This window comes from Massilia haematophila, from assembly GCF_042647645.1.
In the GTDB taxonomy this organism is placed as follows: domain Bacteria; phylum Pseudomonadota; class Gammaproteobacteria; order Burkholderiales; family Burkholderiaceae_D; genus Telluria; species Telluria haematophila.
Genome location: NZ_JBHRVV010000001.1, coordinates 3,070,031 through 3,082,337 on the forward strand (window position 1 = coordinate 3,070,031; position 12,307 = coordinate 3,082,337).

General features: G+C 64.3%; 14 protein-coding genes. 3 read left to right on the forward strand and 11 right to left on the reverse strand.

The genetic code is table 11. From position 1 onward, the window contains the following. The first annotated feature begins 9 nt into the window (after positions 1-9). Positions 10-1,056, forward strand: a complete 1,047-nt coding sequence (locus tag ACFOPH_RS13655; RefSeq protein ID WP_379735806.1) for an aldo/keto reductase — start codon at positions 10-12, stop codon at positions 1,054-1,056. Between the two features lie 121 nt (positions 1,057-1,177). Here the strand turns inward: ACFOPH_RS13655 and ACFOPH_RS13660 are convergent, their stop codons facing one another. From ACFOPH_RS13660 to ACFOPH_RS13690, 7 genes are all read right to left on the reverse strand, one after another. Next, entirely contained in the window at positions 1,178-2,110 is a 933-nt protein-coding gene (locus ACFOPH_RS13660; RefSeq protein WP_312548036.1) for a CysB family HTH-type transcriptional regulator, read from the reverse strand. Next, positions 2,107-3,189, reverse strand: a complete 1,083-nt coding sequence (locus tag ACFOPH_RS13665) for a sulfate/molybdate ABC transporter ATP-binding protein (RefSeq protein ID WP_312548037.1) — start codon at positions 3,187-3,189, stop codon at positions 2,107-2,109. Before ACFOPH_RS13665 ends, ACFOPH_RS13660 begins: the two co-directional genes overlap by 4 nt. Then, entirely contained in the window at positions 3,186-4,106 is a 921-nt protein-coding gene (cysW, locus tag ACFOPH_RS13670; protein WP_312548038.1) for a sulfate ABC transporter permease subunit CysW, read from the reverse strand. Before cysW ends, ACFOPH_RS13665 begins: the two co-directional genes overlap by 4 nt. Next, positions 4,103-4,948 carry a sulfate ABC transporter permease subunit CysT gene (gene cysT, locus ACFOPH_RS13675; protein ID WP_312548039.1) on the reverse strand — a complete coding sequence of 282 codons (846 nt, stop codon included), beginning with the start codon at positions 4,946-4,948 and terminating at the stop codon, positions 4,103-4,105. The genes cysW and cysT overlap by 4 nt, the downstream gene beginning before the upstream one ends. 132 nt (positions 4,949-5,080) lie before the next feature. Continuing rightward, a complete protein-coding gene (locus ACFOPH_RS13680; protein WP_379735809.1) occupies positions 5,081-5,854 on the reverse strand; it encodes a sulfite exporter TauE/SafE family protein in 774 nt (257 codons plus the stop codon). A 317-nt stretch (positions 5,855-6,171) separates the two neighbouring features. Further along, positions 6,172-6,810, reverse strand: a complete 639-nt coding sequence (locus ACFOPH_RS13685; RefSeq protein ID WP_312548042.1) for a peroxiredoxin — start codon at positions 6,808-6,810, stop codon at positions 6,172-6,174. Positions 6,811-6,910: 100 nt separating this feature from the next. Beyond that, a complete protein-coding gene (locus tag ACFOPH_RS13690; protein ID WP_312548043.1) occupies positions 6,911-7,297 on the reverse strand; it encodes a diacylglycerol kinase in 387 nt (128 codons plus the stop codon). Between the two features lie 154 nt (positions 7,298-7,451). Between ACFOPH_RS13690 and ACFOPH_RS13695 the strand changes: the two genes are divergently transcribed. Then, positions 7,452-8,237, forward strand: a complete 786-nt coding sequence (locus ACFOPH_RS13695) for an IclR family transcriptional regulator (protein WP_312548045.1) — start codon at positions 7,452-7,454, stop codon at positions 8,235-8,237. A gap of 55 nt (positions 8,238-8,292) precedes the next feature. On the opposite strand, the gene ACFOPH_RS13700 is transcribed toward ACFOPH_RS13695, so the two are convergent. From ACFOPH_RS13700 to ACFOPH_RS13715, 4 genes are all read right to left on the reverse strand, one after another. Continuing rightward, the gene (locus tag ACFOPH_RS13700; protein ID WP_379735812.1) at positions 8,293-9,480 is read right to left on the reverse strand and encodes a serine hydrolase; all 1,188 of its coding nucleotides are present in this window, start codon (positions 9,478-9,480) and stop codon (positions 8,293-8,295) included. Positions 9,481-9,656: 176 nt separating this feature from the next. Beyond that, the gene (locus ACFOPH_RS13705; protein ID WP_379735814.1) at positions 9,657-10,352 is read right to left on the reverse strand and encodes a nitroreductase; all 696 of its coding nucleotides are present in this window, start codon (positions 10,350-10,352) and stop codon (positions 9,657-9,659) included. Next, positions 10,349-11,266, reverse strand: a complete 918-nt coding sequence (locus ACFOPH_RS13710) for a DMT family transporter (RefSeq protein ID WP_379735816.1) — start codon at positions 11,264-11,266, stop codon at positions 10,349-10,351. The genes ACFOPH_RS13705 and ACFOPH_RS13710 overlap by 4 nt, the downstream gene beginning before the upstream one ends. Positions 11,267-11,271: 5 nt before the next feature. Then, entirely contained in the window at positions 11,272-11,406 is a 135-nt protein-coding gene (locus ACFOPH_RS13715) for a hypothetical protein (RefSeq protein WP_379735818.1), read from the reverse strand. A 196-nt stretch (positions 11,407-11,602) separates the two neighbouring features. On the opposite strand from ACFOPH_RS13715, the gene phaP reads away from it, so the two are divergent. Continuing rightward, on the forward strand, positions 11,603-12,187 hold the full coding sequence (phaP, locus tag ACFOPH_RS13720; RefSeq protein ID WP_312548051.1) for a TIGR01841 family phasin: 585 nt from the start codon (positions 11,603-11,605) through the stop codon (positions 12,185-12,187). Positions 12,188-12,307 lie beyond the last annotated feature (120 nt).

Genomic DNA, 12,307 nt, shown 5'->3' on the forward strand with positions numbered 1-12,307 from the left:
GGAAACGCGATGGAACGCAAACGGCTGGGGCGCAGCGACCTGATGGTATCAACAGCCTGTCTGGGCACCATGACCTTCGGCGAGCAGAACACCGAGCTTGATGCGCACGCCCAGCTCGACTATGCGGTCGAGCGCGGCATCAACTTCATCGATACCGCCGAGATGTATCCGGTGATGGGCCGCGCCGAGACCCAGGGTTCGACCGAGCGCTTCATCGGCACTTGGCTGCAAAAACGCGGCCGCCGCGACGACCTGGTGATCGCCTCGAAAATCGCCGGCCCGAACGCGAACATGGCCTGGATCCGCGGCGCATCGCACGACCTGGACGCAGCCAACGTGCGCGCGGCGGTGGAGACGAGCCTGCAGCGTTTGCAGACGGACTATATCGACCTCTACCAGGTCCACTGGCCGAGCCGGAATGTCCCGATCTTCGGTTCCAACAGCTTCAACCCGAAGCGCGAGCGCGACAGCGTGCCGATCGAGGAAACCCTGGGCGCGCTGGGTGAACTGGTCAAGGCCGGCAAGATCCGCCACATCGGCGTCTCGAACGAAAGCCCCTGGGGCGTGTGCGAGTACGTGAAGCAGAGCGAAACGCAGGGCCTGCCGCGCATCGCCACCATCCAGAATTTGTACAACCTGACGGCGCGCGCTTTCGAGACCACCCTGCTCGACGAGGTGTGCTTCCGCGAAGACGTCAGCCTGCTGGCCTACAGTCCGCTCGCCTTCGGCCAGCTCACGGCCAAGTACATCGACGATCCGAAGGCGCACGGCCGGCTGACGATCTTCCCGCCGAACTGGAGCCCGCGCTACGTGCGGCCCGAAGTACTGGCGGCCACGCGCGACTACGCGGCGCTGGCGCGCGCGAATGGCTTGAGCCCGGCGCAGATGGCGCTGGCCTGGTGTTACTCGAGGTGGTTCGTGGGGTCGACCATCATCGGGGCGACCAACCTGGCGCAGCTGAAGGAGAACATCGATGCGGCGGAGATCGTGTTGTCGCGTGAGGTGACGGACGCGATCGATGCGATTCATGCACGGATCACGAATCCGGGGCAGTAGGGTGGGGTCATTGAGGCCAATGGCCTCAATGACGTGCCCACGCGTGAAGCCTGCGTCATGTTGGCATTTATGAGGCGCCGCGTCTGCTCATCGTTTACGCGTGGGCACAGGGGCGCCCACCCTACGCCGCCACTTCCGCCTGCAGCGTCTTCTCGATATCCGAGCGCGTGAACCCGGGAGCGAAACGCTCGATGAAGTGGTAAGCGTAAGCCCGCAGATACGCCCCGCGCCGCACGGCCAGGCGCGTCACGTTCGGCGCGAACAGGTGCGAGGACTCGACCGCGCGCAGGCCGCGGTCGCGGCCGTGGTCGAAAGCCATCGAGGCGATGATGCCCACGCCCATCCCCAGCGACACGTACTGCTTGATGACGTCCGAATCCATGGCTGTGAGGACGATGTCCGGCGTCAGCCCGGCGCTGCGGAAGGCTTCGTCGATGTGGCCGCGGCCGGTGTAGCCGACGTCGTAGGTAATCAGCGGATAGTTGGCCAGGTCGTCCAGCTTGAGCGGCGTACTGCCCAGCAGCGGATGGCCGTCCGGCGCCACCACCACGTGGCTCCAGCGGTAGCACGGAAAAGAGACCAGGTCGGGGAAGGCCGACAGGCCCTCGGTGGCGATGCCGATGTCGGCGCGGCCCGACAGCACCCATTCGGCGATGTGTTCCGGCGCGCTCTGCTGCAGGGCGATGCGCACGTTCGGGAAGGCGTTGCGGAAGGACTGCACCACCTGCGGCAGCGCATAGCGCGCCTGGGTGTGGGTGACGGCAATCGTCAGCGTGCCGCTGTCCTGGGCCGCGTATTCCTGGCTGGCCTGGGCCAGGTTCTCCGCTTCCACCAGCAGGCGCTCGACGATCTTCAGGATACCCTTGCCCGGCCCGGTGAGGCCGGTCAGGCGCTTGCCGTTGCGCTCGAAGATGACGACGCCGAGTTCTTCCTCGAGTTCGCGGATCTGGCGCGACACGCCCGGCTGCGAGGTGAACAGCGCGTTGGCGACGTCGGTCAGGTTGAAGTTGCGGCGCGCGGCCTCGCGGACCGAGCGCAGCTGCTGGAAGTTCATATGCCGCCCCCCTCGTCGACGAACACTTCGATGCGGCGCGGACGCACGGTGAGCGTCTCGCCTTCCTTCAGGCCGAGGCGCGCGAAGCGTTCGTTCGGGATCACGGCCTCGATCAATTGGGCGGTGTCGAGGCGCTCGAGGTCGAGCTGGGCCAGCGGGCCGATCGCGTGCGCGCGGCGCAGCTTGACGGCGATGCCCGGCTGGCCCGGCTGCCCTGGCACATAGCGTTCCACATCCAGGTCGTGCGGACGGACGTAGCCGATGCCTTCGGCATTCGTCACGCCATTCAGGCTGGGCGCGTCGAACAGGGCGTCGCCGCTGGCCAGCACGCCTTCGTGCACGCGGCCGTGGAACAGGTTGACGTTACCGAGGAAGCCGTAGACGAAAGGCGACGCCGGCTGGTTATAGACGCTTTCCGGCGTGCCGAGCTGCTCGACGCGGCCCTTGTTCATCAGGACCACCTGGTCGGCCACTTCCAGCGCTTCTTCCTGGTCGTGGGTGACGAAGATCGAGGTGACGTGCAGCTCGTCGTGCAGGCGGCGCAGCCAGCGGCGCAGTTCCTTGCGCACCTTGGCGTCGAGGGCGCCGAAGGGTTCGTCGAGCAGCAGCACGCGCGGCTCGACCGCCAGCGCCCGCGCCAATGCGATGCGCTGGCGCTGGCCGCCGGACAGTTGCGGTGGGTAGCGGTCGGCGATCCAGTCGAGCTGCACCAGTTCCAGCAGCTGCTTGACCTTGGCGCGGATCTGGTCCTCGGAGGGGCGTTCCTTGCGCGGCTTCACGCGCAGGCCGAAGGCGACGTTCTCGAACACGGTCATGTGCTTGAACAGCGCATAGTGCTGGAACACGAAGCCGACCTGGCGCTCGCGCACGTGGCGGTGCGAGGCGTCCTGGTCGTCGAGCAGGACCGCACCGGAATCCGGATGCTCGAGGCCGGCGATGATGCGCAGCAGCGTGGTCTTGCCGCAGCCCGAAGGGCCGAGCAAGGCGGTCAGCTGGCCGTCCGGGAACTGCAGCGAGACGTCGTCGAGCGCGGTGAACTGGCCGAACTGTTTGCGGATGTGTTGGACTTCGATCGTCATTGCGCGTGCTCCGTGTTGCCGGCGTCGCTACTCCTGGACTGGTGCAGGCGCCATTCGATAAAGGTCTTGACGGCCAGCGTCACCAGCGCGAGCAGCGCCAGCAGGGATGCGATCGCGAACGCGGCCGTGAAGTTGTATTCGTTGTAGAGGATTTCCACCTGCAGCGGCATGGTGTTGGTCTCGCCGCGGATGTGGCCCGAGACCACCGACACCGCGCCGAACTCGCCCATCGCGCGCGCATTGCACAGGATGACGCCGTACAGCAGGCCCCACTTGATGTTCGGGAGCGTCACGCGCCAGAAGGTCTGCCAGCCGTTCGCGCCCAGCACCAGGGCCGCTTCCTCCTCCTCGGTGCCCTGCTGCTGCATCAGCGGGATCAGCTCGCGCGCCACGAACGGGAAGGTGATGAACACGGTCGCCAGCACGATGCCCGGCACCGCGAACAGGATCTTGATGTCGTGCGCGGCCAGCCACTCGCCGAACCAGCCCTGGGCGCCGAACAGCAGCACGTAGATCAGGCCGGCGATCACCGGCGAGACCGAGAACGGCAGGTCGATCAGGGTCAGCAGCACGCTCTTGCCGCGGAAATCGAACTTGGCGATGGCCCAGGCGGCGGCCACGCCGAACACCAGGTTCAGCGGCACCGAAATGCCGGCCGCGATCAGGGTCAGCTTGATGGCCGAGATCGCATCCGGGTCGAGGATCGATTCGACATAGGTGTCCCAGCCGCGCTTGAGCGCTTCGGTGAACACGGCGACCAGCGGCACGAACAGGAACAGGGTCAGGAAGGTCAGCGCGACGCCGATCAGCGTCCAGCGCACCCAGTTCGGTTCGAAGGTATTGGTTGTCGGGGCGCGCAGCGTGCGCGGCGCGGCGACGGTGGGTTTATCGACGATGGTATCGAGTGCAGCGCTCATTTCTTGCCCGCCCGTTTGCGCGTCCATGCCTGGAGCAGGTTGATCGTCAGGAGCAGGATGAACGAGATGATCAGCATCACGACCGCAATCGCGGTGGCGCCGGCATAGTCGTACTGCTCCAGTTTGGTGATGATGAACAGCGGCGTGATCTCGGACACCATCGGCAGGTTGCCGGCGATGAAGATGACCGAGCCGTATTCGCCGGTGGCGCGGGCAAAGGCCAGCGCGAAGCCGGTCAGCAGGGCCGGCACGATCGACGGCAGGATCACGCGGAAGAAAGTCTGCAGCGGGCTGGCGCCGAGACTGGCCGCGGCTTCCTCCAGTTCGCGTTCGGCCTCTTCCAGCACCGGCTGCACGGTGCGCACCACGAACGGCAGGCCGATGAAGGTCAGCGCGACGACCACGCCGAGCGGGGTGAACGCGACCTTGATGCCGAGTTTGTCGAGGTATTGGCCGATCCAGCCGTTGCTCGAATACAGGGCCGTCAGGGTGATGCCGGCCACGGCGGTCGGCAGCGCGAACGGCAGGTCGACCAGGGCGTCGATGAAGCGCTTGCCGGGAAACTTGTAGCGCACCAGCACCCAGGCAACGATGCCGCCGAAGACGACGTTGAGCGCCGCGCCGATCAGCGAGGCGCCGAAGGTGAGCTTGTAGGAAGCGACCACGCGCTCGGAGGTGACGGCGCTCCAGAAGGCTTCCCAGCTCATGGTGAAGGTTTTGAGGAAGACGGCCGAGAGCGGGATCAGCACGATCAGTGCGAGATAAAAGATCGTGAACCCGAGCGACAGCCCGAAGCCGGGAATGACCCGGCCGGGTGCGCGTGCTTGCGGGATGGAAGTCATGGGGTGCCTTATTACATTTTCTTCTAACAGGCTGACATAATCTCACGCAATATTCATAATACAAACGAAGGAATCTTCATTTGCATAGACGAATTACGCTATTAGCGGGCTGAACTCGATACGTCGCGTAAATCAGTAGATCAGTTTGGCCGCGACACCAGTCAGCGTCATGGCCAGCAGCGCGCGCAGGAAACGTTCAGGCACCTTGCGCGCCAACATCGAACCAAGGGTGATGCCGGGCAGCGAGCCGATCAGCAGGGTCACCAGCAGCATCCAGTCGATCGAGCCCAGCCACCAGTGGCCGAAGGCGGCGATCGCGGTCAGCGGCACCGCGTAGGCGATGTCGGTGCCGGCCACTTCGGCCGGGGTCAGCTTCGGGTAGAGCATTACCAGCAGGGTCGCGCCGATGGCGCCGGCGCCGATCGAGGACACCGTGACCAGCACGCCGAGAATGGCGCCGGAAATCACGGTGGCGGCGGTCAGGCTCCGCCCCTGCAGCTGGCGGCCCGGATGGGCATGGATCCAGGCCAGCATGCGGCGCCGGAACAGCAGCGCGACCACGGTCAGCATGACCGAGCCGGCGATCGAATAGCGGATGAGCTGGCCGATCTCGGCGTCGAGCGCACCGAAGTGGCGCAGCGCCAGCGTGGCGACCAGGGCGGCCGGCAGCGCGCCCAGGCACAGGCGGCGCACGATGCTCCAGTTGACCGTGTTATTGAAGCGGTGGGTGATGGTGCCGACGCCTTTAGTGATCGAGGCGAAGGCCAGGTCGGTGCCGACCGCAACCGTCGGCGAAACGCCGAACAGCAGCGTCAGGAGCGGCGTCATCAGCGAGCCGCCGCCGACGCCCGTCATGCCTACCAGGAGACCGACCCCGAAGCCGGCCGTAATGTATGTCATCAACATGCTGTACCCTCAAGTGAACCCAAGAGTAAGCCGGGTCAGCCGTTGGACAAACGACAGCTTCCTTATTTGCTTATGCGTGCAAGGGGGACGGGGGTGCTGAGGGCGACGGATCGTTATGCGGTTTTCGTAGGGTGGGCTCTTGAGCCCACGCGGGATCATCGGCCGAAAATACGCGGCGTGACCGGAAGACCGGATACTCCAGCCTACCGGGTGGCGTTTCGATACATCACCGTTCGACCGCGTGGGTTCAAGAACCCACCCTACGCCCTTCGATCGCCATTGCGGCCGATCAAAGGACGTGGATGCCGGCCAGCGACTTACTTGTTCGGCTGCGGCGTCAAACGCAGGTAAGGACGCGGCGCCGTGTAGCCCTTCGGATACTTCTGCTTGAGCTGCTCCGGATCCTGCACGGTCAGCGGGATGATGACGTCGTCGCCATCCTTCCAGTTGCCCGGGGTGGCCACGGTGTAGCCGTCGGTCAATTGCAGGGCGTCGATGACGCGCAGCACTTCGTCGAAGTTGCGGCCGGTGCTCATCGGGTAGGTGATGGTCAGGCGGATTTTCTTGTTCGGGTCGATCACGAACAGCGAACGCACGGTCGCGGTGGCCGACTGTTCCGGATGGATCATGTCGTACAGGCTGGACACCGACTTGTCGGCGTCGGCGATGATCGGGAAGCCCACCACGGTCTGCTGGGTTTCCTCGATGTCCTTGATCCAGTTGCGGTGCTGCTCGGCCGGGTCGACCGACAGCGCGATCGCTTTCACGTTGCGCTTGTCGAATTCGGGCTTGAGCTTGGCGGTCAGGCCCAGTTCGGTGGTGCAGACCGGCGTGAAGTCGGCCGGGTGCGAGAACAGCACCACCCAGGAGTCGCCCGCCCACTCGTGAAAGCGGATGCGGCCGATGCTGGAATCCTGCTCGAAATCGGGTGCGGTATCGCCGAGGCGTAAGCTCATGGTTTTCTCCATAGTGAAGGACAAGGATGTGCGGCGTCACCATGGCGCCGCACTGACAATTCAGCCATTGTGCGGCATTTCTGACAAGCTTGCCGGGCTATCACGCAAACCGGTTGTAGAGCACCGTGCCCCAGGTGACGGCCGCCAGCAGGACGGAGAGGCCGACGGCAGCGCTGCCGAAATCCTTGGCGTTCTTCGACAATGGATGGCGTTCGAGCGAGATCCGGTCGACCACGGCCTCGAAGGCCGAATTGATCAGCTCGACGATCAGCACCAGCAGCAGCACCCCGATCAGGACCAGGCGCTCGAACGCCGACACCGGCAGCACGAAGGCGAAAATCACCCCCAGCACGAACACCAGCAGTTCCTGGCGGAAGGCGTGCTCGATGCGCCAGGCCGTGACCAGCCCCTGGATCGAATAATTCGACGCATTGATGATGCGGCGGAACCCACTTTTACTCTTGAACTCGCTGACCGGATCTTCCATGTAGTTTCCAAAAACACATACAAGATTCCATTATGCCCGTTCCCGTCCATGCCGTCGCTGCCGGATGTTAGACGCTGGGCACTAGTGAATCCGCCGACGCTTTTTCGCATTATGGTATAAAGTAGAGACGATACTGCACTGCACCAACCACATCATGAAAATCGACACCCTTGAACCAGCCAAGACCTCGATCCAGGTGATTGAACGCATGGTCGCGCTGCTCGATGCGCTGGCCAATTATCCGGACCCGGTCAGCCTGAAGGAACTCTCCAAGGTATCGGGCCTGCACCCTTCCACCGCGCACCGCATCCTGAACGACATGGTCGTGACCCGCTTCGTCGACCGCGTCGAGCCGGGCACTTACCGCCTCGGCATGCGGCTGCTGGAGCTGGGCAACGTGGTCAAGAGCCGGCTGTCGGTGCGCGAAGCGGCGCTGGACTTCATGCGCAACCTGCACAAGAAGACCCAGCAGACGGTGAACCTGTCGGTGCGCCAGGGCGACGAGATCGTCTACATCGACCGCGCCTTTTCCGAGCGTTCCGGCATGCAGGTGGTGCGCGCGATCGGCGGACGCGGTCCGCTGCACCTGACCTCGACCGGCAAGCTGTTCCTGTCGGTGGACGAGCCGAAGGCGATCCGGGCCTATGCGACCCGCACCGGTCTTGCCGGCCACAACAAGAATTCGATCACCGACCTCGCCAAGCTCGAACGCGAACTGAGCCTGGTGCGGGCGCGCGGCTATGCGCGCGACAACGAGGAGCTGGAACTGGGGGTGCGTTGCATGGCCGCCGGCATCCATGACGACAGCGGCAGGCTGGTGGCCGGCCTGTCGATCTCGGCGCCGGCCGACCGCCTGCAGGAGGAATGGCTCGACGACCTGGTGCAGACCGCCGGGCAGATTTCGGCCACGCTGGGCTTCCGCCCCGCCTCGGCAGCCTGAGCTCGAAAAAAAACCCTCGCGGCTGGCCGGGAGGGTTGGTAGAGCGCGCCGGTTGTCAACGCTTCTGGAGCACCGTCGCCGCCGACACGGTCGAGAACGAGGTGTGGGTCGTGTCGCTGGCGGTCGCCGGCGATGCGGCGTGTGCTGCCGGGACGATGCTGTCGGGCGTCAGCGCTTCGAGCCAGCGCCGCATGCGGCCGGCATCGGCGGTCCGCGACATCTTGCCTTTCGAATCCAGGAAAACCATGATCACGTTGCGCCCCTGGATCATCGCCTGCATCACCAGGCAGCGCCCTGCTTCGTTGATGAAACCGGTCTTCTGCAGGCCGATGTTCCAGTCGGGCAGCGCCACCAAATAGTTCGTGTTCGCGTAGCGCATCGGGCGGCCGCTCGCCTCCACCACCCAGTTCGGGTCGGTCGAGTACTGGCGCAGCAAGGGCTTCTGGTGGGCAAAGGCGACCAGCTTGGCGAGGTCGCGCGCGCTCGAGACGTTCTGGCTCGACAGGCCGCTGGAATCGACGTAGCGGGTGTCGTTCATGCCCAGCTCCCTGGCCTTGGCGTTCATGGCGGCGACGAAAGCGTCGATACCACCCGGATAGTTACGACCCAGCGCGGAAGCGGCCCGGTTCTCGGAGCTCATCAGGGCGATGTGCAGCAGGTTGCCACGGGTCATGCGTGCGCCGACGGGTAGGCGCGAGCTGCTGTACTTGAGGCGGTCGACGTCGGCGTTCGTGATCGTCAGCATCTCGTTCAGGTCCTGCCCTGCCTCGACGACGACCAGTCCGGTCATCAGCTTGGTGATCGAGGCGATCGGCAGCGGGACATTGGCGTTCTTCTCGAACAGGACCTCGGAGCTGTTCTGGTCCAGGACCAGCGCGACGTTCGAGCGAAGCGACAGCGGATCGTCCGTCTTGTGCAGGCCGGCCAGGTCGCCGGCGGTACGCATCGCCGCCACGGTCGGCGCGGCCTTGCGCACCACTTGGTAGGTGACGCGGCGCTTGCCGTTGACCTTCGTAACCCGGCGCACCATGCGCTGGCGATTGCCGTCGGCGGCCTGCGCCACGTCCTGGCGCTTGGCGCGCTTGGCCTTGGCCGCGGTCTTCTTCTTGACCGGCTTCTTCTTGGCGGCCTGGCGCTTCTGCTTTTCCGAGCTGGCCTGGCTTCCCGCGCCGGCGCCGGCCGCGGAGGCCGGCTCCGCCACCAGGAACAGCGATACCAGGATGGCCAACGCAAGCTTAATCATCTGCACTCCCTTGCATGTGAAACTGATGAGTCATGACTCAAGTGTAGCCGTGTCGACCTCAAGTACAAGCACATTTGACACTGTCGCCATCATTTTGCCCCACTTCAATGGCTTGCGGCGCGCCGCGCGGCCCCGAACATTCCCTTTCGATTCAAATGTGTACGTGATGCAACATGTTATTTTACAAAGTGCACGAAGGACGCCAGCGGCTCGCGTTCGGTGACGAGCGAGTTTTCAATCTTTTCCGGGTCGGCCCAGCCCAGCGCCATGCCGCATACCACGGTCTCGTTGGCGGGCAGGTGCAGTTGCTCGGCGATGATGCGGTGGTATTGGGTAAAGGCGGCCTGGGGGCAAGTGTCGAGCCCGCGTCCGCGCGCCGCCACCATGATGTTTTGCAGGAACATCCCGTAGTCGAGCCAGGAGCCCTGCTCCATGACGCGGTCGATCGTGAAGATCAGGCCGACCGGGGCATCGAAGAAACGGAAATTGCGCGCATGCTGGGCCGCCATGCCGGCCTTGTCGTCGCGCGTCAAACCCAGCAGGCTGTACAGATCCCAGCCGACCTTGCGCCGGCGGTCGATGAAGGGCGAGACCCACTCGCGCGGGTAATACGGGTATTCCTCGGTGTGCTGGCGCGACAGTTCCGGGTCGAGGTGCACGGCCAGGATCGCGCTGGATAAGGCACTGCGCGCCTGCCCGGTCAGCACATAGACCTTCCACGGCTGGGTGTTCGTGCCCGAGGGCGCGCGCGCGGCCACCTCGAGGATTTTCTCGATGTCTTCCTGCGCAACGGGACGGTCGAGGAAGGCGCGGATCGAACGGCGCGAGGTGATGGCGGCGTCGACCGCTTCCTGCTGCTGGCTTGAAATCATGAAGTCTCCTTTTTCTTGACGACGAATGCGACACCGGCAACGGCTACCGCCATGCCCGCCAGCCCGAGCAGGCCGAGGGCCTCGCCGAACAGCAGCCAGGCCATGATAGCGGTCGTCGGCGGGGTCAGGTAGAGCAGGCTCGTCACCTCGGTGGCGGCGCTGCGGCTGATCAGCCGGAACAGCAGGAAGATCGCGCCGATCGACAGCGCGAACACCGACCACAGCAAGGCGCCAAGAAAGTGGATGGTCCACTCTACCTTTGACAACGAAACATCCAACTGTTCCAGAACGATCGCGAGCGGCAGCAGCACTGCCACCGTGGCCGCAAACTGGATCACGGTCCCCGTACGCAGGTCGAACTGCGGGCAATAGCGCTTCTGGTACATGGTGCCGGCGGTAATCGAGAACAGCGCCAGCACGCAATACAGGATGGGGGCGAGCGACAGGCCGGCCAGGTCGATCTTGGCATATACCACCAGGGCGACGCCGAGCAGGCCCAGCGTTAGTCCCAGCCATTGGCGCGGCAGCACGCGCTCGCCGATCAGCGGCGCGGCGACTGCCGTCAGGATCGGCTGCATGCCGACGATGAGCGCAGACAGGCCGGCCGGCATGCCGATCTTGATCGCGCTCCAGACGCCGCCGAGGTAGCCCGCCTGCAGCAGCAGGCCGGCGATGGCGACGTGCCAGATCCGGCCGCTCGGCCAGGGGGCGCGCCAAAGCAGCACGATGGGCACCAACACCACCAGCACGCCCAGGCAACGCAAGAGAAGGAAGGTGAGCGGCGGCGCATAAGGCAAGCCGTACTTGGCCGCGATGAAGCCGGTGCTCCACAGCACGACGAAGAACAGCGGCAGCGGCGCCAGCCAGGATTGGGCGGGACGTGTAGCGCCTGAGGTGGCGGTCGATGGGGCCATGATGGTCAAAGGTGGCGCGGCAGGCCATGGGCTGGCGTAAACGACAAGTCTAGCACGGGCGGCATGAACATTTTTCCGAGCCGAAAAAAGGCATGCAGATGGCCCGATTCGCTGGCAAAGCGATCAGTAAACTTGTTCATAAGTATTTCATTCGCTGCAAGAAAACAACAAAGCTTACCTCGATGGTGCATCGCACCAAAAACGCTTGACCTGCTCGCCAAAGTGAGGAAAAATTCGCTCTGTTGCGGTGCACAATACCTTCGATGCACCGGCCAGCCTTCCCGCTTCACCGGTCACAGCAGCATCATCCACATAACGTCTTGTTTGGAGAACCACATGTTTGCAATCCCTGAGCAGTTCTCGAATGCCACCAAAGCAAACCTCGAATCGCAATTCGCCCTGCTGTCCTCGCTGACGTCGAAGACCTTCGAAAGCATGGAAAAACTGGTGGAACTCAACATCGCCACCGCCCGCGCCACCTTGTCGGACAACTCGACCGCCGCCCGCCAGCTGCTGTCGGCCAAGGACCCGCAGGAATTCTTCCAGCTGTCCGCTTCCCAGGCCCAGCCGACCGCCGAGAAGGCGCTGTCGTACAGCCGCCAGCTGGCCTCGATCGCCACCGGCACCGGCGCCGAGTTCTCGAAGGCCGCCGAAAGCCAGATCGTCGAAGCCAACCGCAAGGTCATCGCCCTGGTCGACGAAGTGAGCAAGAACGCCCCGGCCGGTTCGGAAACCTTCGTTGCCGCCGTCAAGACCGCGATCAGCAACGCCAACGCCGGCTACGAGCAGTTCAGCAAGACCACCAAGCAGGCGGTCGAAGCCATGGAAAACAACATGAACGCGGCCATGTCGCAGTTCTCGAACGTCGCCGCCAAGGCGCCGGCCGCTGCCGCCAACGCCGCTTCGGCTGCCGCTGCCTAAGCTTCCTGCTTAAGTAAGAGTAAAAAGGGGCTGGCCGACATCGTCGGCCAGCCCCTTTTTTCGTAGGGTGGGCGCCCCGTGCCCACGCGTGAACGATGGGCAGACGCAACGCTTTATGAA